Consider the following 26,203-nt stretch of genomic DNA (forward strand, 5'->3'; position numbering starts at 1 on the left):
TAGTATTTTTCTTAAAACCTTCCAAAATGAAAGCTGAGCAAAATGCCCAGCCTATATCACATTTAAAAAGTTTAACTATTACGCCTACTGTGCGGTCAAACCACCATCAACGACAAACTCTGACCCCGTCGAGTAGCTTGAGTCATCAGAGGCTAAAAATAACACCATGCCGCTGACTTCTTCTGGCTGAGCAACACGTCTCATCGGAATAGTTTTGGCAAATGCTTCAACCGCATCTTTGGTATCGCCTTGCATAATCATCGGTGTGGCGATGACGCCTGGATGAATGGAGTTCACGCGAATGCCATGAGGGGCACACTCTAATGCTGCTGCTTTGGTCATACCGCGTACCGCAAACTTAGAATCGGTATAACCGATAGCGCCGCCAACCAAGCCATTAATTGATGAGATATTGATGATAGAACCTTGTTTGGCGGCTTTCATCGCTGGAATGACTGCTTTCATGCCTAAAAAGACCGACACCTGATTAATCTCTAGAATCTTGCGATAGTCATCTAAAGAGGTATCCAAAATAGATTTATGAGTGGTGATACCTGCATTATTAACCAGTACATCAATTCGACCAAATTTTTCCTGTGTTTCTTTAACGACTTGCGCCCAATCATCTTCATTGGTGACATCATGTTTGATAAATAACGCATCAGCGCCAAGCTCTTTTGCTAATGCGTCGCCTTTATCAGAATTAATATCGGTCAAGACGACTTTAGCGCCTTCCTGCATACACAAACGCGCATGAGTCTCGCCCATGCCTTGGGCGGCACCCGTAATAATGATAACTTTATCTTGTAAACGCGCCATGAGTTTTCCTATTTTTTTAGTTATGAATAATGAAAGAGTATAGGACAGAATTGTTGAATACTCCTTAGTGATTATGAAACCAAAAGTGAATACTTTATGTTTTTAAATGATAGCTTTAAACATAGCTTTGAATAATGCTTTCGGCTGACTGTTTTAAATAATGTAATGAGGAAATAATGTACAACGACATATTAAATTTCTGTTTTAATGAGGCAGGTAGTGAGAAGTTTTTTGAGAAAGACATAGCGTTTGATAAATTACTAATAGAGCGATACAGCGATATACTTGAGCAAGCGAAGGCTGCAGAGTTTTATACATGGCGAAGCAGCATAAAGGGGCGTTTAGCAGAAATTATTATATTGGATCAATTTTCACGCAATATTTACCGTGATACGCTAGCGGCTTTTGCCCAAGATGCGATGAGTCTCGCGCTCGCGCAAGAGGCGGTGGCCACTGGTGCATTAGAGGCACTTGAAACGATGGATGAACGTAAGTTTTTATTGATGCCTTATATGCACAGCGAATCAAAACTGATTCATCAGCAAGCAGAAAAGCTATTTAAGCAATATACCAATGCAGACACCGTGGATGCTGAGCTTAAACATAAAGTGATTATCGATCGTTTTGGTCGTTATCCGCATCGTAATGACATTTTAGGACGGGTTTCAAGTAGTGAAGAAGTAGAGTTTTTGACCCAGCCTGACTCGTCTTTTGTATAAAAATTGTCTGTTAACTAGCTAGTTCATAAAGCGCTGCTTATCAATTGGTTAAAATAGAAAAAGAGGCTGTTTAGCCTCTTTTTCATTCAGTATCGACGACAGCTAGAAGATTACTTCTGCTCAGCGCCTATCTCATCTATATCGGCACGACCAATCACATCGATATCCTCTAAGCATAATTTGTCATATTCTTTTTTACAAAAGTCAGGATCGATTTTGCACATCGCTGCTTGTAATTGATCTAAGCGATTTTCTGATTGCTGAATATGTTCGAGCATTTTAGCAAACGCTTCTGCAACAGGATCTTGTGAGGTTGGATCGATACCATAAGCTTGAAACGCGGTTTCGCGTGCTGAATGATTGGTAGCTTTTTCATCTATTGATTTTTCATCTACTGCCTTTTTAACTATGCCCTTATCTGTAGAAGCAGCTTGCGCTAATTTTTCTTGCTGGTTGGCATCATCGACTTTTTTGACAAGTGGATTGCCCTTTTCATCATGATGGTCTGATATCATTCGCGCAGAACTCCCGACCATCGTAGCGCCTGCTGGTACGGGTTTTACTACGACGGCATTTGAGCCAATTTTAGCACCTTTACCGACAGTAAATGGCCCCAATACTTTAGCACCAGCCCCAACGATAACCCCATCTTCCAAAGTAGGATGACGTTTGCCATTATTCCAAGAGACGCCGCCAAGCGTGACCCCGTGATAAAGCGTCACATCATTGCCAATCTCTGCCGTTTCGCCAATCACGATACCCATACCATGATCAATAAAAAACCGTCGACCGATTTTGGCAGCAGGGTGTATCTCAATACCCGTAATGATGCGTGAACCATATGAGATAACGCGCGCCGCCAGTTTTTGTTCATGATTCCAAAGATAATGGGCACCGCGATGTAGGACGAGCGCGTGGATGCCAGGATAAGTCAAGATGACTTCCAGACTATTACGCGCAGCAGGATCACGGTTAAATACCGCATCGATATCTTCTGTTAGGTCTTTTTTGATGCGTGAAAGTGATTTGAATAAGGCAGTTGGCAATGACATAAATTGTCCTATCGTATTTTTGATTACAATCAATTTAGTTATAGCAGCTTTGCAGCACAAAATATAGCGATGAGCGATAAATAAAAACAGACGACTGACAGATAAAATGCCAGTCATTGACAATTTATCTACAGGCAATTATTTATGATTTAGCTATCACTGACAACATATTTTAGCAGCTCAACAACTTGCTCTGGCGTTTGTGCCCATGCCATTGCCGCCGCATCGACTTCTTTTAGCGGATGGATAATATCTTCAGCATGTAGGGTAATGTACGGCTTGCCTAAAGCCGCGCAGTAGCCAGCATCGAATGCAGCGTTCCACTGCTTATATTTATCACCAAAACGAATAATAGCAATGTCGCACTTTTGAATCATGTTTTTGGTGCGAATCGCATTAACTTTTGATGACTGATGGTCGCGCCAGAACCCATTGTCATTTTTACCGAGTACGTCACCGGCGGCATCGCTAGCTTCATGTTCAGTCACTGCTGAGGTAAAGGTAATATCTAAACCTTGGTCTTTCGCGCCTTGCATGATTTTTTGTCGCCAGTCGGTGTGTATTTCTCCAGACAAATAAACGTTCCAATTCATCATCAATTCCTTTTTATTATTGAATCCTATCACTTTTAAAATCATAGCATTTGTAAATGCTACTGCTGTTATTGCAATAGCAACTCAACGCCAGAAACCTGGCATATTAAAATCTTTAGTCTTTTGCAAGTTTGGCAATTAATGCGCTTAATAGCTGATACTCTTTTTGATCAAGCTGTAGGCGTGAGCCCAGTCGTGACAGTCGCGATGGTAAAGACTTCAAGTTTTCGCTATCGGCTAAACCTCGTTGAACCATCAGTTCAGTGGTGCGATGAGTCAGCTGTTGCAATTGCTGCTGGGTAATGGCAGGTTCATCCCATTGCTGACGTAAATGTACATCGAGTATTGGCTGAGTAGTGGTGCTCAAAGCAGTATCTACACTATCCGCTGTCTGAGTGTGTGATTGCGCGTAAGCAAAAATAAAGCTAGCGATTACTTGCACGGCTGACGCGACATTGAGTACAGGATAAGCAGGGTTGGCATCGATTTGGATATGATAATCGGCATAAGCCAATTCTTCATTGGTCAATCCACGATCTTCACGCCCAAATAGGATAGCGATATTTGGTTTACTAGCAGTAACAGCCGATAGGGTATCAGCATTGCTATCGTCTTTGCTCGACACCGACTGTTTATCGATAAAATCAAACATAATCTTAGCAGCTTGCGTGGGTGTCACGACAGGGCGGGGCAAATGACGACTGCGACTGCTGGCAGCAAATACCAGCTGGCAATCCGCAATAGCAGATTCTAAAGTAGGTGCAATCAAAGCTGATGATAGCAGCTCGCTGCCACCTGCTGCATGAGACATACTGGTTTCATCAATTGGTAGCTTGGGATCGACAACTGTCAAACGAGACAAACCCATTGTGTGCATCGCGCGCGCTGCTGAGCCAATATTGGCAGGCAAAGTGGTATTAACCATGACAACTTGTACACAAGCCAAATAGTCGCTCACTGTATGATGGACAGTAGATGCTGCTAATATAGGGGTAGAATCATTACTCATTACAACCCCAATCTTAGATTGATTTCTTGTTCTGCGCGTTGCAATGCGACGGCGATATTTTCAATCAGTGCCGCTTGCTCGCTGATAAGACGCTCGCGGCAGCGCTCTTGTAACTGGCTGCTCAAGTTCATTAATTGGGTCGTGCCCAAGTTGGCGCTGGCCCCTTTTAGCGCATGAGCAACCTCAAAACCATTGGCATTGTCATTTTCTTGCTGAGCGACTCGCAGCGCACTTACTCGCTGCTGACTGTCAGTGATATACACTTGTATCAAATCAGCAAAGTCTTCTTCTAACAAATCACGCATGTCTTCAAATTGCTCATGATTAATGATTTCTTCAGCTTGGTGAGCCATATTTTTATTTGGGGTTTCATCCATGGTTTTATGTCCAATTCTAAAAGTTAAAACGGTAAAGGGTTTGTAATAAATACGTCAATGTTCTTTAAGTATTAGGGCGTGTCCTCAATTCAATCAATTACTCTCTAAATGGGCTAAAAATGGCTAAATTTTGTTAAACATCGTCAAATAGCTTATCAATATCTCGATATTAACGGCGCTATCTTCCTTGTTTGACAGCAATTTATCTCATGTTTATCACCATTTTTAAAATGAGGATACGCCCTAGCTATAATGGAAATGTAAATTGTCTTCACTAACCATATTCTTTAATTGCTGTAAGTTGTCATCGTTGGGGTAGATGCGCCAGTGCTCAGATAGCCCGACGTTAGCGATGCCAAATTCCTCATAAATGCTCAGTCCCAGTGGCAGACAATTATCATTAATGGAGGCGTCGGTATTGCTCAAAGCATTATTGGCATAACTTTGACTAGCACTATTTTGATTCATGTCATTTTCTAGTGCCAATAAATCATTGCCATTTTCATCATATAAACTTCCGCCCATCGCAGCATCGTAGCCACCATTACCATTAAAGTTGCCACTTTGCTCGTCTTGCTCGTTGTCATGAGACAGTTTTGGTGCTGGAATAATGCTGGCTTGTGCAGACTTGAGTAACGGTTGCAGTCGTGTCAGCAGATTGATATCGCTGCCATGAATTTTAATACTGATTTTTTTCAGCCAACGCAAGCGCGCATCGACCATGCTCATGGCACTATCAAGACGGGCAAATAAACGCCCGTCACGCTCACGAATGCTGCCTTTGATGATGACGACTTCATCAATTTTCAACTGTTCTTTAACGCGATTGAAACGCTCGGCATAGCAGCTTACTTCCAGCCTTGAAGTGCCATCGTCTAAGATAATGACATTGCGATTACCAAAGTTGGCAATATCAATAATCAATCCAGCGAAATAACAGCTACCGTTATAGCCCGTGTCAGTCAGTTTATCGAGACGAGTGCCTGAGGTATAGCGTTTTAACTCATCCAAGTATTCATTGATTGGATGACCTGTTAAGTACAGTCCTAAGGTATTCTTTTCTGCTTTTAAACGATGCTTATCACCCCAAATCAACTCTGGCGTCATGACCAGTGGCGGCGCGGCGACGACACCATCCATTTCACCAAACAAATCCATCATGCCGATTTCACGGTTTTGACGGTCTTGCTCAGCGGCTTGTACGGCACTTGGCAGCTGACTCATTAATGCGCCGCGAATCTCGTACGCTTCATCGGCTGGTAAATCTGGTCGCAGGGTAGCTGCAAAGTCATCAAAACATCCCGCGTTTATCAGTCCCTCTAAAGTGCGTTTATTGACCTTTTTAATATCAACGCGGCGACAAAAATCATAGAGATCTTTAAACGGACCTTCACGGCGGCGTGCATCAACGATAGACTCAACCGCACCTTCACCAACGCCTTTAATCGCACCCAAGCCATAAATGATATTGGTCGGGGTATCGGCAACAAAATGCCACTCACTGCGATTTACCGATGGATTAACGACGGTTAAATCAAAGTTTTCACGGCAATCGTTGATAAAGAACACCACGTTATCGGTATTGTTCATATCGGAAGTTAATACCGCCGCCATAAATTCAGCAGGGTAATACTGTTTTAGATACGCGGTCTGATAAGCGAGTACACCATAAGCAGCCGAATGCGAGCGGTTAAAACCGTAACCGGCAAATTTTTCCATCAAGTCAAAGACACCACCTGAGGTGACTTCATCAATACCTTGCTCGGTTGCACCAGTAATAAAGATATCGCGCTGCTTAGCCATTTCCTCAGGTTTCTTTTTACCCATCGCACGGCGAAGCATATCTGCGCCGCCTAAGCTATAGCCTGCCATCACCTGCGAGATTTGCATGACCTGTTCTTGATAAACAATAACGCCATTGGTATTTTCTAAAATCGGCTCAAGATTGGGATGGTCATAAATGACTTCCTCACGACCATGTTTGCGGTCGATATACATCTCTACCATGCCAGCGTCCAGTGGGCCTGGGCGATAAAGCGCACACATGGCGATCACATCTTCGATGTTGGTCGGTTGCAATTTCGCCAGATACTTTTTCATGCCCATACTTTCTAGCTGAAAGACGGCAGTGGTCTTGGCATCTTGTAAGAGCTTGTAGGCTTTTTTATCGTCTAACGGTAGGTCTTCTAATACCAACGCATCTTTGCCTTCTTTGGCACGGCGCAGATTGATATTTCTGACAGCGGCATCAATCACGGTCAAGTTACGTAGACCCAAAAAGTCAAATTTTACTAGCCCAACGGCTTCAACGTCATCTTTATCAAACTGGCTGACACGGTGACCTTCATCATCACAATAAATTGCGCTAAAATCTGTGATTCTGTGCGGCGCAATCAATACGCCACCAGCATGTTTACCCACGTTCCGGCAAATGCCTTCAAGCTTAATCGCCATCTCCCACACTTCAGTGGCATCTTCATAATCCATGTTATCAGGATTGGAGATTAAGTCTTTGAGCTGCGGCTCTTGCTCGAGTGCTTGACTGAGGGTGATACCCGGTGTTTTGGGAATAAGTTTCGACATTTTGCTGGCAAGGAAATAGGATTTACTTTGTGCTCGCGCGACATCTCGAACTACCGCTTTTGCTGCCATCGTACCAAAGGTAATGATTTGCGAGACCGCTTCACGACCATAGGTTTGCGCCACATAATCAATAACGCGGTCGCGACCTTCGATACAGAAGTCAATATCGAAATCGGGCATGGACACACGCTCAGGATTTAAGAAGCGCTCAAATAATAAGTCGTAATGAATAGGGTCGAGGTCGGTAATATTGAGCGAATAAGCAACGAGCGAGCCTGCACCAGAACCACGACCAGGACCGACTGGTACGCCATTGGCTTTTGCCCAGCGGATAAAGTCCATGACGATGAGGAAGTAACCAGGAAAGCCCATTGAAAGAATAACCTTTAGTTCATACTCTAAGCGGTCATCATATCTTTGTCGAAAGTCGTTCCAATTATCGCTACGTTTCTCGATGGGGAATAGTTTATCTAGTCGATTATTAAGCCCACGGATTGATTCTGCACGGAAAAACGATTCAATCGTCTCACCTTCGGGCACAGGAAAGTCAGGTAGTACGTTGATACCAAGCGTCAACGTCACATTACAGCGGCTTGCTAAGCGCAAAGTATTATCTATAACCTGCGGAATATCAGCAAATAGCTGCTGCATTTGTGCTTGGGTTTTAAGATATTGCGCATCAGAATAAGTTTGCGGGCGATTTTGGTCGGCAAGTACGTAGGAGCCTGCGATACAAACCCGTGCTTCGTGAGCATCGAAATCATCCTGCTCTAAGAAACGCACGTCATTATGAGCAATGATAGGAATATGATGCTTAGCACCAGAGTGAATAGCCGCTTTAATAAAGGCGTCTTCACCTGAGCGATTGGTACGCTTAATCGCAAAATATAAGCGATCAGCAAATTGCGCTTGCCATTCTATTAGCAGCTCATCGGCTTTTTCTGGCATCGAGCCGACCAGTGCCTGACCGACATCTGATTTTTCAGTAAATAAGACAATCACGCCTGCCGCATGCGCTAGAATATGACTGCGCTTGACCACTGGTACACCATGATTGGCATCGTCGGCGCGCCCTTCGGTAAAGCCGAGCGATACGATACGAGTGATGTTTTGATAGCCCTCGTTGTCCATCGCGAGTAGGGTGAGCCGTGTGTCTTCATTTTCCATGATGACTTCACTGCCGATAATGGGCTTGATACCAGCACCTAGGCAGGCACGATAAAACTTCACCGTGGCATACAGATTGGACAAATCGGTCAATGCCAGCGCGCGCTGATGGTCAGCCGCCGCAGCTTTCACTAGCGGCTTGATACGCACGATAGAATCAGTGATTGAATATTCGCTGTGGATGCCAAGGTGTACAAATGCCATAGAAGACTCTTACTAGTACGATCAAAAGCAATAAGCTATCGATAAAATAAAGGATGTGTATCCGTTATTTATATGGATGTTCAAAGGTAAATAAGACCTAGATAGCCATGTTGATACGTTTTAAATGGGGTCGTCAATAATAGCATTATTTGCCGTAGACAGCCACTGATTCAAAGGGTTTAATCTGAGTGAGAGGATTTGTTTTTCTTATTTATAAAGGTAAAATTTTGCTGTGTTTTGTCTTAATAGTTGGTAGCATAAACATTTGTCCTTAAGTTATTGCGAAACAAAGCCCATTTGACGCCTTATTTCACACAATAATGTTCATGTAATCAAACAAAGACGATAATATTATGAGTAACATTACGAAGCTGCCCGCATTTGGTGACATGTTAAATGCGGGTATACAAACCATAAAAAATTTGAGTACGCGGAATACCGTTGGTCGCACGGTATTTTATAGAGAGTTTGAAAAGTTAGCACAAATTGTCAATGACCATAAAGAAATCAATTACATGAGTAATTATGATATACGCCATGAGTGTCATAACGGCTCACCTTGTTATGATGACATCGTTGATCTAATTTTATTGTGCTTGTCCGCGATGGGGCTGGTCAAAGAAGATAAGTTCAGCTTAGTACCCAATTTAAATCAGAATTTTGCTAATTTTATTACTTTTGATGAAAAAGTAACGCCTAAAAACATCATACGTTTAGACCCGTTTGGCAAAGTCTATTTTTGGTTAGCAGGAAACAATTTTACTCAATACATTAACGAAGGCATTCCAAATAGTGATTATATTGCTAACTTGACCCGTTTTGATAATAAAGCCTTTGCTGATCTGCAAAAAGTCAATATTGCGGCTTATGGTAAAAACGGCGATGCCCTTATTAATCATTTGATAGAAGAAACTCAGCGCCGAACGTCTATGTTTATGAACAATTATGCAGATGCTACTGTGGGCAATGATTTTGTCAAAGTAACGCCTGATATGATTATGGCGCAGCTTGAAAGCTTGTCACCTTTGCAGTTTGAGTGGTTTTGTCTAAAAATGATTGAACGATCTTTAGAGATTGAAAGTCCTGAGAGTAATTTGACCTCGCGTCATACTGGACGCTCGAATGACAATGGCATTGATGGGCTGATTATTCAGGATTTCCCAGATGGTGAGGTGCATAACTATTATATTCAAGCCAAATTATATAGTGCTGGTAATAATATATCTAATGGCGATTTGAGAAACTTCATAGGGGCTTATCCACCACAAAAAACCAATCATCATGGCTTGTTTATTACCACGACAAGCTTTACCAAGCCTGCGCAGGAATATGCCAATGGAACGGATTCGCACAGTCTGATACTCATCGATCAAATGAATCTCATAGAGCTTATGATGCAACATAAGGTGGGTCTAAAAGAGGTCAATGCCAGACCGAAATTATTATTAGACAATGATTTTTTTAACAAGATCAAGTTGTATTGATTGAATAATGACTCTTAAATAATATTTTAATGTTTATTAATACGATTAAAGCCCTCTAAATCATAGTGGTTTAGAGGACTTTAATCGTCTGGGAAAGAAGGTTGTGTTTAGGGAGATCATATCATTGCTGTTTAGCGCTTATCATATTTATCACTATACTCTATCCAAAAGTCTGCATTTTCAACGCCTGCTTTTCTAGGGTCAAAGATAGGGTCAAGTCCCAGCTTCATTTGCTCATCGTAGTCTTTTAATACTTTGAGAGCTGTTTTACTGAGTAATACGATAGCGATAAAGTTGAGGTAACACATACTACCAAAGCCAATATCACCTAATGCCCACATGACACCGACTGATTGCATACTGCCAGTGAAACAAATGATTAAAAATACCACTTTTAATATCGGCTTTAGCACCGGATAGCGTAACTTACTATCTAAATAGACAAGCGTGGTTTCAGCGATATAGTAATAAGCAATCAAGCAAGTAAAAGCAAATAAGAAGATAGCAATAGCGACAAAACCGCTACCATATTGGCTAAATACTGTCGATACAGCGGCTTGGGTAAATGCGGTTCCAGCTTCAATGCCTGGCATGTTTTCAACTAGCACCAATCCTTCTGCTGGAATTACGTTATACATGCCAGTAGACAAGATCATGAGCGCAGTTGCAGTACAGACGAGAACCGTATCAACATAGATAGAAAAGCTCTGTACCAAGCCTTGTTTGGCAGGATGAGACACTTCTGCGGCAGCCGAGCTGAAAGTGGCTTCGCCTGCACCGGCAACGTTTGAAAAGACTGCGCGGCGTACACCCCAAGAAATCGCTAGACCAACAATACCACCAAATACCGCATCCATGCCGAAGGCACTTTTGAAAATGAGCGTGAACATGGCAGGTAGGTTTGAAGCATTAAAGCCTAAAACAATCACCATGAGCAAGATATAGCCGATTGCCATAAAGGGTACAACTGTGCCCGCAAAGCTGGCAATACGTTTGACACCGCCAAAGATAATAAAGGCTAGTAGAGCAATGATAATGGTCCCAGTTATGGCAGGTGGGATATTAAAGGCCGTATTAAAAGAGTCGGCGATGGTATTGGCTTGTACGCCTGGCACCAAAACACCGTAAGAAAGACAGGTCACCGCTGCTACTACAATAGCGAACGGTTTCATCTTAAGGCCGCGCTCGATATAGAAAGGGGAGCCGCCGCGATATTGACCATCAACGTCATGCTTATATACCTGCGCAAGGGTTGATTCGACAAAGGCACTGGCACCGCCAAGCAAGCCCATAACGATCATCCAAAATACCGCTCCTGGACCACCCGCTGCGATAGCGGTGGCCACACCTGCGATATTACCAACCCCAATACGACCAGACAACGCCATACAAAAGGCTTGGAATGAGCTGATACCTTGGGTTGAGGTTTGCTTATCAAATAAGAGCCTAACCATCTCTTTAAGATAGCGGAACTGTACACCGCGAGTCACAACGGTAAAATAAATGCCGACACCAAGTGCCAAATAAACTAAAGCATCGCTCCATATATAGCCGACGATAGTATTAATAATCGCTTCCATGACCTTACTTCCCTGTAAGTATGTGACTAAAGGCTTAAATCAACTAAGCTGCTGTTTTTATTAGTGAATACGGTTATATAACCTGTGCCTATTGAGTAAGTATGCTAATTGACCACCCAGATGGTTTTAGTCTGTGTGTATTGTTCTAAAGCCTCTAAACCATTATCGCGACCGCCAAATCCTGATTGCTTATAACCGCCAAATGGCGTTGTGATATCACCTTCTGAAAACCCATTGATTGAGACGGTGCCTGCTTTAATAGACGATGCCACACGATAAGCACGCTTGATGTTCTGGGTATAAAAAGAAGCAGCGAGTCCATAGTTGGTCTCATTGGCTAATTTGATGGCTTCTTCTTCCGTCTCAAAGCTCGTCACCGCAAGCAAAGGACCAAATACTTCTTCTTTGAATAAAGTCATATCGGCACTGACATTGTCAAATATAGTCGGCTCGACATACCAGCCACTACCTAAGTCTGTGTGGATATTGCCACCTGCGACAATCGTTGCACCTTCCTCTTTTGCAGTCTGTAAGTAATGACAGACCTTATCGAAGTGTGCTTTTTCAATCATAGGACCAATGGCAGTGTCAGGGTCGTAAGGTGAGCCAACCTTCCAATATTTTAGACCATTTTTTAGCTGCTCAAGTAGCACTTGTTTTTGGCTACTATGTACCAGCAGACGTGAACCACAGCTACAGTTTTCACTCATATTCCAAAATGCGGCTGATAAGATATCGTTAATGGCAGCGTCATCGAGTACAGCGTCGTCAAAGACTATTTGCGGGCTTTTACCGCCGCATTCTAAGACGATTTCTTTTAGATTACTTTGTGCTGAGTATTGTAAAAACAGACGTCCGACCTCAGTTGAGCCAGTGAAAGACACCATGTCAACATCCATATGTTGACCAAGCGCCGCGCCGACATTTTCACCAAGACCGCAGACCATTTGCAGCGCTTCTCTTGGCACGCCAGCCTCATAGGCAAGCTTGGTTAGACGATAGGCAGATAATGAGGTCAGCTCAGCTGGTTTAAAGATGACAGAGTTGCCCATAATCAGAGCAGGGGCGACTTTCCATGCGTACATTTGGGCTGGGAAATTCCAAGGCAATACTGCACCAACGACACCAATAGGCTCTTGGACAATAAGCCCTAAAGCCGCGCTACCAGTTGGAGCAACTTTGCCAAATACCTTATCAGCCGCTTCGGCATACCACTCGAACGTCTCAATAGTCGCCGGTATGTCAGTGTTCAAACATTCAGTAATCGGTTTACCTGCATCCACACAGTCTAGGGCGGCAAGTTCTTCAGCATGCTCATGCATCAGGGCACACCAGCGCTGCATAACAGCCTTACGCTCTGCTGGCGCTAGGCGACGCCATTCGCCATTTTCAAAACTATCGCGGGCGATTTGTACGGCAATATCGACATCACCGCTAGTACCAGAGGCAATCTGACCGATAATGCTATTATCAATAGGCGTGTAATTATCCAAAGTAGCGTCTGATAAATGATCAGCCGCTATTAAATGACCAGCCCACAGCTGCTGCTGTTTTGCTTTCTCAAATACTTGTTCTTTAGAGATTTTTTCTTTAGTAGCTTGCTCTTTAGTGCTCATTTTTCTAATCCTTGTCTGCTAATTTCGATGCCATAGATTCAAAGTTTGAATACGGCATCAAATATAGCGTTGGTTATCCTTAACGTTGTTTTACTAAGCTGAGTGCTATTTAGCCAATAATGCTAAAAACTCTGCTTTTTCGTCTGCTGGCATATCAGTTAATGGCACACGTACTGAGCCAACATCCATGCTGCCTTTTAAGCAGCCCGCTTTAGCTTTCTGGTTGTAGTTGCCAGATTCCATAGAATGGATAGCAGGATAAATCTCGCTCATAATTTGCTTAGCTTTATCCCAGTCACCTTGCTGAGTGGCATTAAATAGTGCAACTTGTTCTTCTGGGAAAACGTTGGCTGCGCCTGCAATCCAGCTCTTTGCACCCCAAAAGAAGAAATCGACCGGTTGATCATCACAGCCACAAACCACCTCAAAGTTGTCAAAATCAGCTTGTAGCATGCGTAGCGCATGACTAAAGTCGCCGCTACTTTCTTTTACGCCAACGATGTTAGGGTGCTTGGCTAGATGAGCGACGGTGTCAAATTCAATGGCAACGCCAACACGAGCAGGGAAGTTATACATGATAATAGGCAGCTCACTTGCATCTGCGACTTTTTCAAAGTGAGCGATGATGCCGTCTTGTTCAGGCAAGCTATAAGGAGTGGCAGACAGCATCAGACCGTCATAGCCTAAGGCTTTGGCTTGGGCAGCAAGTTCAATAGAATGGTCAGTCGATAAGCTATTGATACCAGCGATAAGAGTCACCTTATCTTTTGCCGCTTCAGCGATAGTGGTTAATACGAGCTCACGCTCTGCTGCCGAAAACGTATAGTATTCACCCGTAGTACCGCAAGCAACGATACCGGCTACGCCTTTGTCGATAAATGCTTCGACCAGTACTTTTAGTTTTTGTACATCAACGTTGCCGTTATTGTCAAAAGGGGTAACGATCGGGACTAAAATTCCATTAATGTTCATAAGACTATCCTTAGTGATGTTGATATTGGTGATTTGACGGGTAATGATTCAATGCTGAATCGGTTGGTTTTTCTGGGTTTATAAACGTTTAATAAGATGCTTATTTAAAGCGGGAAAGTTGATACGGTTTTGGATCAATAGTATGGTCTTCATCAAAATAGTAGGTGGCAATCATTTGCGCACTAACGACAGCTTGCGTTAAGCCTAAATGCTGATGTCCAAAGCTTAAAAAGACGCGCTCGATTTTGTCGATGACTGGCAAGGAGTCTGCGGTCGATGGTCGAAACCCCATCCATGGCGTACTATCAGTAGCGTCTAACTCGGCTTTGAGCATAGGCTGCGCTTGTTGTAATAGCATATGCGCGCGCTGCATATTGGCATGGGCATCAAGTCCTGCGTATTCTACTGTGCCTGCCAAGCGTAGCCCCTCTTGCATCGGTGTCATGATAAAACGGCGATCCATGCTTGATACCGGTATCTGCAAGCGCGTACTTTCATGCGGTAGCATTAAGTGATAACCGCGTTCGGTATCTAGCGGCACATTCACGCCTGTCAGTTGCTTGGCCAATGCTTTAGAGTGTGCGCCTGCGGCTAGCATCACTTTGGACGCTGTCATATCACCTTGGCTGGTTGTTAGGTGAATACCGTCTGTATCATTGGTCGCTGCAAGAACATGGCAATTTTCAATGACATGACCGCCTAACTTTCTAAAAGTATGGTGAAGCTGATTAATAACAGCTTTTAAATTGGTTATATGTCCTGTATTTGGAAAAAATAACGCCGCTAATTGGTTATCTCGTAAAGCAGGTTCACGTTCTAATAACGCTTCTTTGGTCAATAGCTCATTATCCACGCCAATATCGTTAAGTCGACTACCATGTGCTATGAGAGGATCGACGCTACTTGTATTCTCGACCGTCAATAATGAACCTTTTACCTGTACCCATTCGTCCAATTGCCACTGATTGGCAAAGCCTTGCCATGCTTGCAGACTGTTTTTATTTAAGTTTAATAATGCTTGATGAATACGCGCAAATGGCTCAGGGCGCATATTCATCAATAGCTTCATTGCCCAAGGCATCAAGCGAGGTAGATAGCGCCAGTCTATACGCAGTGGTCCAGTCGGATCGATTAACATGGCTGGTACATGACGCAGCATGCTGGCATCTGCAATGGGGAATACTTGCTCAGTAGCGATATGACCTGCGTTACCAAATGATGCTCCTTGACCAACTTCGTTGGCGTCTAGCAGTGCGACCTTGACGCCTCGTGCTTGCAACGTCACTGCCGCCGCTAGACCGATAATACCGCCGCCAATAATATGTAAGTCGAAGTCTGAGGTCGTCATGGTTTTTCTCGATTACGTTCTGTCGATTAAGGAGTTTCAAGAGTGTTCACGCGTTTATCAATAAACCTGTCATTTCATAAATAATGCTGCGATTTTATTAAGATGGGATTCCCAATTTAAAGGGATCGTCTTCTTGCACAATGAGCGTGGTTTCAGCACAAACATAAGCATGACCACAAATCGTTGGGATGATGGTTTGTGCCGGATAAGCTGCACCAGCTGGATTTTTGATCGTAGTATTAAGCTCAGATGCATACTGATAACTGCCAGTAAATACGCTGCCGACGACGCCTTGTTGCTGCCATAATTGTTCAGGAGCGAGTTTATTGTCAGCCGCTAGGCAAGCAAGTTTGGCACTTGTGCCGGTACCACAAGGGGAGCGATCGTAGGCTGAACCTGGGCACAAAACAAAGTTTTTACTATCTACTTGTATATCATCGCTATCGGCAAATAACTCAATATGGTCAATCTCGCTACTGTTTTCGCCAGTGATGTTAGCAGCGACCAGTGCTTGTTTGATTTGAATGGTTACTTGAGTAAGCTGTTTAACATTGCTTGCTTGAATGTCTTGTCCATGTTCACTGACCAAAAAGAACCAGTTGCCACCCCAAGCGATATCACCACGGATAAGCCCTAACTCAGGAACGTGAACTTCGACTTGTTTTTTATAACGATAAGAAGGGACATTTTGTACACTGCAGCTGCCATCATCATGTAGGGTTGCTTTAACCAGACCTACGGGAGTCTCAAGCCAATGTACGCCTGCTGATATTTTTTGTTGATAAGCTAAAGAGACGATTACGCCAATCGTACCATGACCGCACATGCCCAGATAACCAGCGTTATTAAAAAATATAACGCCTGCTGTGGCTTTAGGATTGCTGGCAGGAAGAAGTAGCGCGCCAACAAGGACATCATTGCCGCGAGGCTCTAAAATGATACTTTGACGTAGATGATCGAAGTTTTGTTTGAAGGATTGCAGCTTGTCTTGAATAGTATCGCCGACGAGGTCAGGAAAGCCGTCATAGACCATACGAGTAGGCTCACCGCCCGTATGCGAGTCGATAATTTTGAAGTTAAATACAGAAGAAGCCATGACCGACATCCTAATTCATCCGTGAGAAAGTAACATTCCATTGTTGTTTGCTAGACCTTGTCAAAACCATCCTGTTAACGCGGTCTGTATATAGAATGAACTTTTTTAGATACAGCGTCTTGCTGTTTTCTGATGAAAAAATGCGCATTCCTGCACAGTGGCTCGGTGTACACTAGAGGTGGTAATGATGGTGTTTAATGAGAAAAATCCATCGTGAGATAGCTTCTGATTAAGTAGTGTTTTGACAGCGATTTACTATCTTTGTCGAGCGATAAGCGATAAGGCTGCTTGTGAATCACTGAAATTAAAATAATGTAGATGGAATAGAATCATGGATGTCATAGAAAAGACGGGACTTGCGAGCTTTACTGACTCGTTGCGGCAGAGCATGGCTACTTATTATCCAGACAGTAGAGAGGCATTTATTGGTAATGTCTCATTATTACTACCTCTACTTGATACTTTAAAGAATGTAGTGTTTTTTGTGAAAGATGAGCAGGCACGGTATCAGCTGGCAAACAAAACATTATTAAAGCGTTGTAAGTTAAGTCAGCATAGTGAAATAGTGGGATTTACTACCGAGCAGGTTTTTTCTCATCAGCAGAGTAAGGACTATATTTTGCAAGATATGAAGGTATTGCGAGATGGGAAGTCGATCGTCGATAATTTAGAGCTGCATAGTTATGCATCTGGTCAATTAGGTTGGTGTATTACCAATAAACTGCCTATCTATAATAGCAGTCAACAAGTAGTCGCAATGGTTGGGATATCCGTCGATATTGATGAAGATAACGAACGCATTTTACGTAAGCACGCGCGCTTGGCGGAAGTAGCACAGTTTGTACGTGGCAATCTTGATCAGAAAATCAATATAGCAGAATTGGCGGAGCTGGCACATTTGAGCTTATCGCAGTTGGAGCGTACCTTTAAAGCGGTGCTAAATATGTCGCCCTTACAGTTTGTGCAAAAGCTGAGGCTAGAATATGCGGTTAAGCTATTAGCCATGCCTGAGATGTCAGTCACTCAAATATCATTGAACTGCGGCTATAGTGATCATAGTGCCTTTAGCCGCCAGTTCAAACAGTTTACGGGCTTGTCACCCAGCCAATTTCGCCAAACGCATTTATCATAAAAAATTTATATCAATAACCAACGACTGCCGCATCAACGATACGCGGGTCTGATGAGCCGTAGACACCATTTGGCGTGATCATAATCGACTGGGTTGAGCCCATGGCTGATTTTGGACTGACCGTATGACCCATTGACTCAAGCTTTTTAACCGTATCAATATTCAGTGCTTTTTCGACCCGAATCTCATCAGGCAGCCATTGGTCATGGATACGCGGTGCGTGAGTGGCCTCAGCAATATTCATATCATGATCGATGACATTCGAGATTATTTGGGTGACAGTGGTAATGATGCGGCTACCACCAGGGCTACCCGTGACGATATATGGTTTACTGTCTTTAAAGACAAGGGTCGGACTCATAGAAGATAATGGGCGTTTATTGGCTTCAACGGCATTTGCTTCACCGCCCAATAATCCATAACCATTAGGCACACCCGGTTTGGCAGAAAAATCATCCATCTCATTATTGAGCAATATCCCTGTACCTTCAGCGACAAGACCTGTGCCATAAGAAAAGTTCAGCGTATAAGTATTGGCTATCGCATTGCCCTCTTTATCGACAACAGAGAAATGCGTGGTCTGATCACTCTCATAGGGTAGAGGGTTGTTGGCTTTGATAGTAGACGCTGGTGTGGCTTTGTCTGGATTGATTAAGGTGCGTAGTTTATCCGCATAAGCCTGAGAAGCTAAACCGCTGGCAGGCACATCGATAAAGTCAGAATCACCTAAATACTCTGAGCGATCCGCATAAGCCAACTGCATCGCTTCCGCCATTAAATGAATGGTTTGCGCGCTGTTTTGACCGTAGTCTTTTAGCGGATAACCTTCTAAGATATTTAAAATCTGCACGATATGAATGCCACCAGAAGACGGCGGTGGCATCGAGACAATCTCATAACCACGATAATCGCCTTTGACTGGCTCGCGAGCGATGGCTTCATAGTTGGCTAAATCTTGTAAGCTCATGCTACCGCCAGCCTCGTTGACAGCCTTGACTAACTTACTTGCGGTTTCTCCTTTATAGAATCCATCGGCGCCTTTTGCGGCAATGAGTTTTAGCGAGCGGGCAAGCTCAGGCTGTTTTAAACGCTCACCGGGTTGATAGGCGCTACCATCAGGTTTAAAGAATATCTTTTTGGTGCTTGGCCATTTTTGCATGCGATCGCTTAATGCTGTGAGTGACTCAGACAGACCTGCTGTGACTTCTATACCGTCCTCAGCCAGTGCAATCGCTGGTGCCATCACTTGTCCGCGGCTCATGGTGCCATGATCTTCTAATGCTTTAAGTAATCCTGCAACCGTTCCCGGTACGCCAACTGCTAGACCGTGATAACGAGACAAGTCGCTGACCGCATTGCCATCCTCATCGAGATACATATCACGCGAGGCGCTACTCGGCGCTTTTTCACGGTAATCGAGTGCCACCGTTTTGCCTTGCTTGGCATCATAAATCATCATAAATCCACCACCACCGATATTCCCAGCGCGCGGTAAGGTCACTGCTAAGGCAAAGCCAACAGCGACGCCAGCATCAACCGCATTACCACCGTCTTTTAAAATCTTGAGTCCAATATCAGAGGCGAGGGCTTCTTGGGTGGCGACCATGCCGTTCTTTGCCCAAACAGGGTGATGAATCGCATCTTCAGAATAAATGGCTTGATCGGTATTGGCATTGTTGATCGTGGAAGTGAGGGCAGTGGTTTTGGCTCTTGTCACACGCTGAGTTTCAGATATTACAGTAGGATTATCAGCCATAATCGCGAGATTGATGGCGCTAGTGTTAATCGATGTTTGGTTGATAGTAGTTGATTGATTGGTTGTCGGCTCAAGCGCGTGAGCAGATAGTGATACTAAAAATGTGCTACTGATTAACAAAATAGCCGCTTTAATATTTGCTCTACTTTGAGGATTATTGTCAGCAGTGCGTATGTTGTTTTTTGATATCGAGGTTGGCATTGTAAAGTCCTTTTTACTTGAGCGAGAAAGCCATAGTGAGAAAGTTGTTTTGTATAAAAAAATCTAAGTATTTTCTTAATAAATAGGTTCTAATATTACTAAATTGTAACGCATTGTGATATAAATAACGGTACTAATGTACACTAATTATAGACTGGCTATTTATACAAAGAGATTACTATGTCATCAAATCATATTAATAATCATAATCGACAGCGCTACTCTGAGATGACGAGTCATCATTCGTCTATCAATAATAACGATCATATATATCAGGCAGGTAAATTGACGTCTATCGCCTTGTTGGTTGGTAGTACTTCTCTGGCTCTTTTGGGCTGTCAATCAAGCCCAGCGGTATCGTCGACTGCGGCATCAAAAAGTATGATTGATTTTAGTACCGCTGATAGAGCGCAGAGCCAAGCACAAGGACGCGCATTTAATGCTAGCCTTACTGCCAAATCTGAGCGTTATCAACAATTATTCGACCAAGAAAAATACCCCAATACTGACAATCAAGCCAAATCACATTTACTGACGGCTATTCGTCAGCATTTGACAACAGAGCATGTGGCAGTCGCGCAAGCCAATTATCAAGCGGTACCTTTTATTGATCCAGATAGCATTGATGCAGGCTCTAGTAGCTTGCTTAGAACAATTATAGAAGCCTATGCTTATGAGCCTGAGGATTTAGACAATGATTATTTAGACGGCAATTCTTTATATAACGATGATAACGAAAGTGGGTCGAATGATAATGATGGCAGTGATGGCTATGATGACTCCGATCTAGCAGAAGCTAGTGAGGAAACAGCTGTAGACGAGGTTAGTGAATATGGCGATTATGATGTCATCGATGCCGATGAGACTGTTGATGATGAGTATAACTACGATGAAGACGGCTATGATCCAGACGGTTACAATGAATATGGCTACAATCGAGAGGGTTACGACAGCGATGGCTATAATGAATATGACAATGCAGAGGGCGGCATTCTCTCAGGGGTTTCGAAATTAAAGCCCAACACTCTGTTAAAAAACTATGAAGCCGTACAAATGGCAAAACAACAATCAGAGGATGTAGAACAAGGTAGCCAATCAGCAACATCTACGGGCGTCATTGGTCAAATGCTGAGTATGTTCCATCGAACGCCAGAACAGATAGCCGCGTCCAATGCTTATCAATATCAAAATTTAACCTTTAATAGTGTCAGTCAGTACAAACCCAAACAGCGACAACTGCAAAGCGTCTATAGCTATGATTATGTGACACCAACGATTAGCTCATCTATACAGATACCGCTAGCGTTCGATTTTAATCATAGTACAGTTACGGTAGACCCATCAGCAATCATGCCTATCGTAGCATTGGTTAATCCTGAAAACACCCCTTTACCTAACCAAATGACCTCACATACCGTTAGTTTTGGGTTGCCTGAGAGTATTACTGCGCAGCTGCCGCCAGCAGTGCTTTACGATGCCGCCATTGCTGCCATACAGAGCAGCATGGCAGAGCTTGCGCCTGAGCACTTTAGCGCGGTAGATATTCGCAGTGATGCTTTTGCCAAAGAAGTCGGTGCGAGCCAAGCGGTAAAAGTCTATTTTGGCAGCAAGCAAAGCGGTGAGATGATCGGAAAAACTCTAAAATACATGACAAAGTCGCTACAGGATTATGTCGATGCCAATCCACAGAAATATCCTGATGGCGCTATGCTAAAAACTGCGCTTGCGAAAGTGCAGCTATACAATAAAGGCTACCAAAGTGCGGATGTGGGTGCGCTATTGCAGCTTATTGAGGCCATCGGTCCGATCTCTTTTAATCAAATAAATTACTATTATTTAGACCGCTCAGATCGTCTGCTTGCTAAGCAGCAGCGGGTAAATATCGGTGGCGACTTGATGGGTTCTACGACCAGCGTGCTAAACCAAATACGCTATGATAAAAGCAGCTTTAATAAACATGTACTAACGCCTTTATTGAACGAGTCTTTTGGCGCAAATGCTAAAGCCGCTATCGATGGCAATGCATGGATGGCAGAGCAACGCCAACAAAAGAACAGATTGCAAACGGCACGTGATGCCCGCTATGACTATAGTGGGAGCAGTGATGATTACGATGATTACGATGATGATTATAGTAGCGATTATGCAGATGGTGATAGCGGCTATGATGCAGCAGAATATGACAGTGCTGATAGTCAAGATGACACTGATATCGAAGACGATGCCGCAGATGATGCTGACAACAGGGTAGACCGTCAATAACGCTATCTTGTCATGTTCAAGCCCATATTTATTAAGGATAAAAAATGAAAAAAGCACATCAAATCATTGCAAGTCATCTTCCGTCAGCGAGCCTTGCGTCAGTTCTTAATGGCAATCGCCTATTTGCTGGTGCGTTGGTCACAGGCGCATTATTATTAACGGGCTGCCAATCTACCAGTCTTGACCACTCTAATGCTACGACTGCTAAGCAAACGCCAGTAGCAGCAAAGACAGCGTTGGCGACTGCGTTACAGAAACAGCGCCGACAGTCTTTTAGTTACCATAGCAATCTGGAGATTAGTAACGAGCAGCAGTTTAGCGATATAAATATGGAAATAGATGCCAAAGCGCCAGTCGCCTCAGGCTATATCGATGAATACTGCGAAGACACACACGATCAAGCGTATGCCGCCTTAATTACCCAAGCAGAAGCGCAAAATAAAGACATTTTAGCGGCATATTATGATGCTCAGCGAACGGTGCTCAAAGACCGCTATCTTGAGTGTACGGATGCCTATGAGGCATGGGTAGAGAGTAAATATGATAGTGAAATCACTGTGCCAGCGTTTTACCAACAGTTATTTGACCATTACGACGACCGAGCGACAGCGCAAGATATCAAAAAAGCAAAGTTGCTAGATGCTTATGTGCTAAAGCCGCTGTCTATCAATGCACAAGGCGTTTATCAGCCGATGGCTGGCAAGGCGACGATGTTGGCGAGCGTGCAGTATCAAGCACGCAATCATCAAAGCAGTATCAATCAGCCAATTTATCTGGATTTGAAAAACGGTAATATTTATCTATGGGCAGATAATTTTGCGATGTTTAATTCAGAACTGTTAGACGATAAGCTCGGCACAAAGTGGCGCAACAAATGGTTAAAGCTAGCCATTGATGATGGCACCTTACCCAAAGGCTTTGGTAGTGAGTTTATAAAAAGCCACTTTGCTGCGTTAGATGCCACATTTGATGCCGCACCTATTAACCAGTTTGATTATGTCGCCCCTAATACGCTAGCCTTGCTCTCTCCCAAGTTACCCGTGCATCAGCTACCAGCAATGCTAGCAAGCAAGCAAGTCATTCGCCGTGTACAAAGTGCTGAGAGTTATGAGCAGTTTTATCAAGATTATATGCGCATCATTTACGAGCGGATGAGTCAGCGATATCCAGAACTGGTCAAAGAAAGCGCGGCTGACGAGGTAGGCAACACAGATGCTGATAAATTTACCAGTAAAGCGTTAGTGCAGCAAATGTTGGCAATGATAAAAAGTGGCATGGATAGTGGCAGCGAGCCATTAGAGGAAACAATGGCAGAGGCAAAAGAAAAGACGGCAGAAAGTGCAATGCTAGCAAGTGCAGGGACGCAAGAGTTGTATGGATTTGATAAGCGTGGTCAGCTCAAATGGCAGCATTTGCGCAGTGAGCTTCCGAGCGAAACCGCCGATAGTAAGAACATGGTCATAGATGTTTTGCAGCAGTATTCCGCTATCAGCGCTAAAGACATGGCATTTCCCAATTTACCAAGTGATGTACAAGTGCCTAATGCCAGTAATAGTATTGATGTGCGCGAGTATGGCAGCGAGTTGATGCAGTATTATCGTGATGGCAATGGTACTGCGATGGGAAAAATGATGTTTAGTGTCATGCCAATGGCTAAAGAGAAGTTTGGGGCGATTGAATAAACAAAACTAAATCAGACTAAATCTATGACATTGAGGACGAGCTAGTGAATTTTGTGACCATTGACGTTGAAACTGCAAACAGCGACGTAGGGTCTATTTGTCAAATAGGCTTGGCTAAATATTTGAACGGTAAGTTAATTGATACCTACTGTACGTTAGTATGTCCTCAGACGTCTTTTAGTCGTCAAAATATAGGAGTGCATGGTATTACCAGTAGTATGGTAAAAGATGCGCCGTCTATGTATGACATTTACGGGCAAATATTAAAATTTATCGGTGAAAATGTTGTCGTTAGCTATACTGACTTTGATCAAAGGGCGTTGACAAAAAGTCTAGAGCTTCACAAATTACCAATACCAGAGCTACAGTGGGTCGATACCACGGTATTGGTACGTAAGACGTGTCAGCGCTTTTCGGTTAAAGGTTATAATCTGGCGAATGTTTGTAGAGAATGGAATTATCGGTTTGACCATCATGACGCGCTAGAAGATGCTAAAGCATGTGGCTTTATAGCCGTAACCATTCTTAGAGAAAATGGTTTATCAATTCATGATTGGATAGAAGATAGTCAATACAGTCGTAATTATCCTCAGCAACCACGCGCAAACGGTAGAAGTTACCCCAGTCATATCACAAAAGTTGGAGATGAGTCAGGACAATATGCAGGACTCAATATCTGCTTTACAGGCAATCTTAGTATCAGTCGAGCAGATATTGCTGAGATAGCAGCCAAAAATGGTTTTAATGTCAAAGCGGGTGCTTCGAAGACATTAGATTATCTTGTGGTTGGTGTTCAAGATTTAACGTTGCTTGCTGGTCATGAAAAAAGCAGTAAGCATCGCAAAGTAGAAGAGCTGATTCAGAATGGTTTAGATATCAAAATTCTTGAAGAGCGCGCCTTTTTACAGTTAATTAAAATATCAAAGTAATGTAAATCTCAACATTAAAACTAAAAAGCGCACCGTTTATACGATGCGCTTTTTTATGTGTTCATAATCAGTCTTATAGGACATTCAGTATGAATGCAAAATAGCCTATTAATGACGAATTACATGCCTTGATGTGGTTTGCCATGCATTTTACCGTGCTCTGAGCCTTTATGACCTTTCGCCATTTTTTCAGCTTTTAATGTAGCAAGTTTTGCGCGTTGCTCAGCAGTCAATACTTGAGAGATAGCATGTTGAGTCTGTACTCGCTCAATGAAGCGCTGCTTGGTTTTAGCCGCTTGCTGATCAGCTAAGCGATTAACTGCGGCTGTATTTAGAGTGCTACTATTAGTCAATGCTTGCATCTGTTGCTGCATTTGCGCCCGTTCCAATTTGTTTTTTGTACGGTCAGCTTTACGATCGCCGTGTTGTGCTTGCATGATGGCTTTGATTTGCGCTTGTTGCGTGGCTGTTAGATCTAGTTGCGACATTGGACCTCTCATGCCGCCTTTTTTCATACCACCTTTTTTCATGCCATCTTTATGCTGCATTTTACTGGTCGTTGGTGTGGTATCAGTGGTTGCATTAACACTGGTACAAGCCGTGACGGTGAAAATGCTAGACATTGCTAATACTGAGCCCATTAATAATTTTTTCATCATCATTACCTTAATTTATGGTGCATACGTTATTGGTTGCGAAAAAGTCAGTTTTTATCTGATCAGCTTATGAATGCTAAGTGTCCCGGATAGCCACTATCCATCACAGCTTGTTATCAGTATTTGTCGCTGATAGACGCTATATTACGACAGTTAAAGGTTACGAACATTTATGAAGTATTAAGAAAGGTAACGTTTATAGCGAATCGATAAGCAATTGACTGATAATATGGCTCATAAAGCGATTTAACGCTTAAGGAGAAAGATGTGCCACACATACTACTAGGCGATGATGACGAAGAGTTGACCCAGTTATTACAAGAATACTTGCACAATCATGGGGTGACATGTGACTGCGTTCACGATGGTGAGGCTGTCATACAGAAACTCAAAACCGTGAGTAATAATGTGCTTAATGGCGCTGCTGCTTATGATTTGCTGGTGCTAGATATTATGATGCCAAAAATCGATGGATTGAGTGTCTTGCGTCAATTGCCCAATATCAGTGATATCCCTGTCATTATGCTGACCGCAAAAGGGGAGGAGATTGATCGTATCATTGGGCTTGAACTTGGTGCTGATGATTATATTACCAAACCCTGCAATCCTAGAGAGCTGCTGGCACGTATCAATGCCGTCATCAAACGCACCAGCGCAGCGACATCAGAGCATACGCCGCTACCAGAGAGCCGTTTGCATCTGGATCAAAACCAGCGGCTTTGTCAGATAGATGGCATAGAGCTACAAGTGACGGGAACAGAGTTTGATTTGTTGGTTGCGCTACTGAAACAAAAAGGTGAGGTGGTGAGCAAAGCGTGGCTGTCAGAGCATGTTTTACAACGTGAATTACAACCCTTCGACCGTAGCCTTGATGTGCATGTCTCGCGACTCCGCAAAAAACTCCAACCTTTTCATGATGAGCCGATCAAAGCGGTTCGTGGTAAAGGTTATCAGCTGGTATTGTAA

The 26,203-nt window shown here is 43.4% G+C and carries 20 protein-coding genes; 7 read left to right on the forward strand and 13 right to left on the reverse strand.

All coding sequences use genetic code 11. The features are described from left to right. Positions 1-84: 84 nt before the first annotated feature. The gene (locus tag ACI2JM_RS06280) at positions 85-819 is read right to left on the reverse strand and encodes a glucose 1-dehydrogenase (protein WP_404642932.1); all 735 of its coding nucleotides are present in this window, start codon (positions 817-819) and stop codon (positions 85-87) included. 173 nt (positions 820-992) lie between these two features. Between ACI2JM_RS06280 and ACI2JM_RS06285 the strand changes: the two genes are divergently transcribed. After that, positions 993-1,538: a DUF924 family protein gene (locus ACI2JM_RS06285; RefSeq protein ID WP_404643147.1), complete on the forward strand. Its 546-nt coding sequence runs from the start codon at positions 993-995 to the stop codon at positions 1,536-1,538. A gap of 110 nt (positions 1,539-1,648) precedes the next feature. On the opposite strand, the gene cysE is transcribed toward ACI2JM_RS06285, so the two are convergent. The 5 genes from cysE to dnaE all read right to left on the reverse strand — a co-directional run bounded on the left by cysE (position 1,649) and on the right by dnaE (position 8,523). Beyond that, on the reverse strand, positions 1,649-2,551 hold the full coding sequence (gene cysE / locus ACI2JM_RS06290) for a serine O-acetyltransferase (protein ID WP_404643149.1): 903 nt from the start codon (positions 2,549-2,551) through the stop codon (positions 1,649-1,651). Positions 2,552-2,739: 188 nt separating this feature from the next. Further along, positions 2,740-3,183 carry a YtoQ family protein gene (locus tag ACI2JM_RS06295; protein WP_109592688.1) on the reverse strand — a complete coding sequence of 148 codons (444 nt, stop codon included), beginning with the start codon at positions 3,181-3,183 and terminating at the stop codon, positions 2,740-2,742. Between the two features lie 115 nt (positions 3,184-3,298). After that, on the reverse strand, positions 3,299-4,192 hold the full coding sequence (locus ACI2JM_RS06300) for an RNA methyltransferase (protein ID WP_404642934.1): 894 nt from the start codon (positions 4,190-4,192) through the stop codon (positions 3,299-3,301). Further along, positions 4,192-4,569 (reverse strand): Hpt domain-containing protein, encoded by a 378-nt coding sequence (locus ACI2JM_RS06305; RefSeq protein ID WP_045455494.1) that lies wholly within the window; start codon positions 4,567-4,569, stop codon positions 4,192-4,194. Before ACI2JM_RS06305 ends, ACI2JM_RS06300 begins: the two co-directional genes overlap by 1 nt. Positions 4,570-4,812: 243 nt before the next feature. Continuing rightward, positions 4,813-8,523, reverse strand: a complete 3,711-nt coding sequence (dnaE, locus tag ACI2JM_RS06310; protein WP_404642936.1) for a DNA polymerase III subunit alpha — start codon at positions 8,521-8,523, stop codon at positions 4,813-4,815. 353 nt (positions 8,524-8,876) lie between these two features. On the opposite strand from dnaE, the gene ACI2JM_RS06315 reads away from it, so the two are divergent. Beyond that, positions 8,877-10,007 carry a restriction endonuclease gene (locus ACI2JM_RS06315; protein ID WP_404642938.1) on the forward strand — a complete coding sequence of 377 codons (1,131 nt, stop codon included), beginning with the start codon at positions 8,877-8,879 and terminating at the stop codon, positions 10,005-10,007. A 131-nt stretch (positions 10,008-10,138) separates the two neighbouring features. Here the strand turns inward: ACI2JM_RS06315 and ACI2JM_RS06320 are convergent, their stop codons facing one another. The 5 genes from ACI2JM_RS06320 to ACI2JM_RS06340 all read right to left on the reverse strand — a co-directional run bounded on the left by ACI2JM_RS06320 (position 10,139) and on the right by ACI2JM_RS06340 (position 16,619). Further along, positions 10,139-11,587, reverse strand: a complete 1,449-nt coding sequence (locus ACI2JM_RS06320) for an alanine/glycine:cation symporter family protein (protein WP_404642940.1) — start codon at positions 11,585-11,587, stop codon at positions 10,139-10,141. A 104-nt stretch (positions 11,588-11,691) separates the two neighbouring features. Continuing rightward, entirely contained in the window at positions 11,692-13,203 is a 1,512-nt protein-coding gene (locus ACI2JM_RS06325) for an aldehyde dehydrogenase (protein ID WP_404642942.1), read from the reverse strand. Between the two features lie 105 nt (positions 13,204-13,308). Continuing rightward, positions 13,309-14,175 carry a 4-hydroxy-tetrahydrodipicolinate synthase gene (gene dapA / locus ACI2JM_RS06330; protein WP_404642944.1) on the reverse strand — a complete coding sequence of 289 codons (867 nt, stop codon included), beginning with the start codon at positions 14,173-14,175 and terminating at the stop codon, positions 13,309-13,311. 100 nt (positions 14,176-14,275) lie between these two features. After that, the gene (locus ACI2JM_RS06335) at positions 14,276-15,523 is read right to left on the reverse strand and encodes an NAD(P)/FAD-dependent oxidoreductase (protein WP_404642946.1); all 1,248 of its coding nucleotides are present in this window, start codon (positions 15,521-15,523) and stop codon (positions 14,276-14,278) included. A gap of 97 nt (positions 15,524-15,620) precedes the next feature. Then, positions 15,621-16,619 (reverse strand): proline racemase family protein, encoded by a 999-nt coding sequence (locus tag ACI2JM_RS06340; protein WP_404642948.1) that lies wholly within the window; start codon positions 16,617-16,619, stop codon positions 15,621-15,623. Between the two features lie 331 nt (positions 16,620-16,950). On the opposite strand from ACI2JM_RS06340, the gene ACI2JM_RS06345 reads away from it, so the two are divergent. Beyond that, positions 16,951-17,751: a helix-turn-helix domain-containing protein gene (locus ACI2JM_RS06345; protein WP_404642950.1), complete on the forward strand. Its 801-nt coding sequence runs from the start codon at positions 16,951-16,953 to the stop codon at positions 17,749-17,751. 10 nt (positions 17,752-17,761) lie between these two features. Here the strand turns inward: ACI2JM_RS06345 and ggt are convergent, their stop codons facing one another. Further along, the gene (gene ggt / locus ACI2JM_RS06350; protein ID WP_404642952.1) at positions 17,762-19,708 is read right to left on the reverse strand and encodes a gamma-glutamyltransferase; all 1,947 of its coding nucleotides are present in this window, start codon (positions 19,706-19,708) and stop codon (positions 17,762-17,764) included. Positions 19,709-19,888: 180 nt separating this feature from the next. Between ggt and ACI2JM_RS06355 the strand changes: the two genes are divergently transcribed. From ACI2JM_RS06355 to ACI2JM_RS06365, 3 genes are read left to right on the forward strand one after another with little or no spacing between them, the layout of a single operon-like run. Further along, a complete protein-coding gene (locus tag ACI2JM_RS06355) occupies positions 19,889-21,970 on the forward strand; it encodes a hypothetical protein (protein WP_404642954.1) in 2,082 nt (693 codons plus the stop codon). A gap of 44 nt (positions 21,971-22,014) precedes the next feature. Further along, positions 22,015-23,652 carry a hypothetical protein gene (locus tag ACI2JM_RS06360; protein WP_404642956.1) on the forward strand — a complete coding sequence of 546 codons (1,638 nt, stop codon included), beginning with the start codon at positions 22,015-22,017 and terminating at the stop codon, positions 23,650-23,652. 44 nt (positions 23,653-23,696) lie between these two features. Further along, positions 23,697-24,581 (forward strand): exonuclease domain-containing protein, encoded by an 885-nt coding sequence (locus ACI2JM_RS06365; RefSeq protein WP_404642958.1) that lies wholly within the window; start codon positions 23,697-23,699, stop codon positions 24,579-24,581. Positions 24,582-24,700: 119 nt separating this feature from the next. Here ACI2JM_RS06365 and ACI2JM_RS06370 read toward each other — a convergent pair whose 3' ends face one another. After that, positions 24,701-25,237: a Spy/CpxP family protein refolding chaperone gene (locus ACI2JM_RS06370; RefSeq protein WP_404642960.1), complete on the reverse strand. Its 537-nt coding sequence runs from the start codon at positions 25,235-25,237 to the stop codon at positions 24,701-24,703. A gap of 267 nt (positions 25,238-25,504) precedes the next feature. Between ACI2JM_RS06370 and ACI2JM_RS06375 the strand changes: the two genes are divergently transcribed. After that, complete coding sequence (locus tag ACI2JM_RS06375) at positions 25,505-26,203, forward strand: response regulator transcription factor (protein ID WP_404642962.1); 699 nt, start codon at positions 25,505-25,507, stop codon at positions 26,201-26,203.

It is taken from the genome of Psychrobacter sp. NPDC064578 (assembly GCF_044901245.1).
Taxonomy (GTDB): domain Bacteria; phylum Pseudomonadota; class Gammaproteobacteria; order Pseudomonadales; family Moraxellaceae; genus Psychrobacter; species Psychrobacter cibarius_C.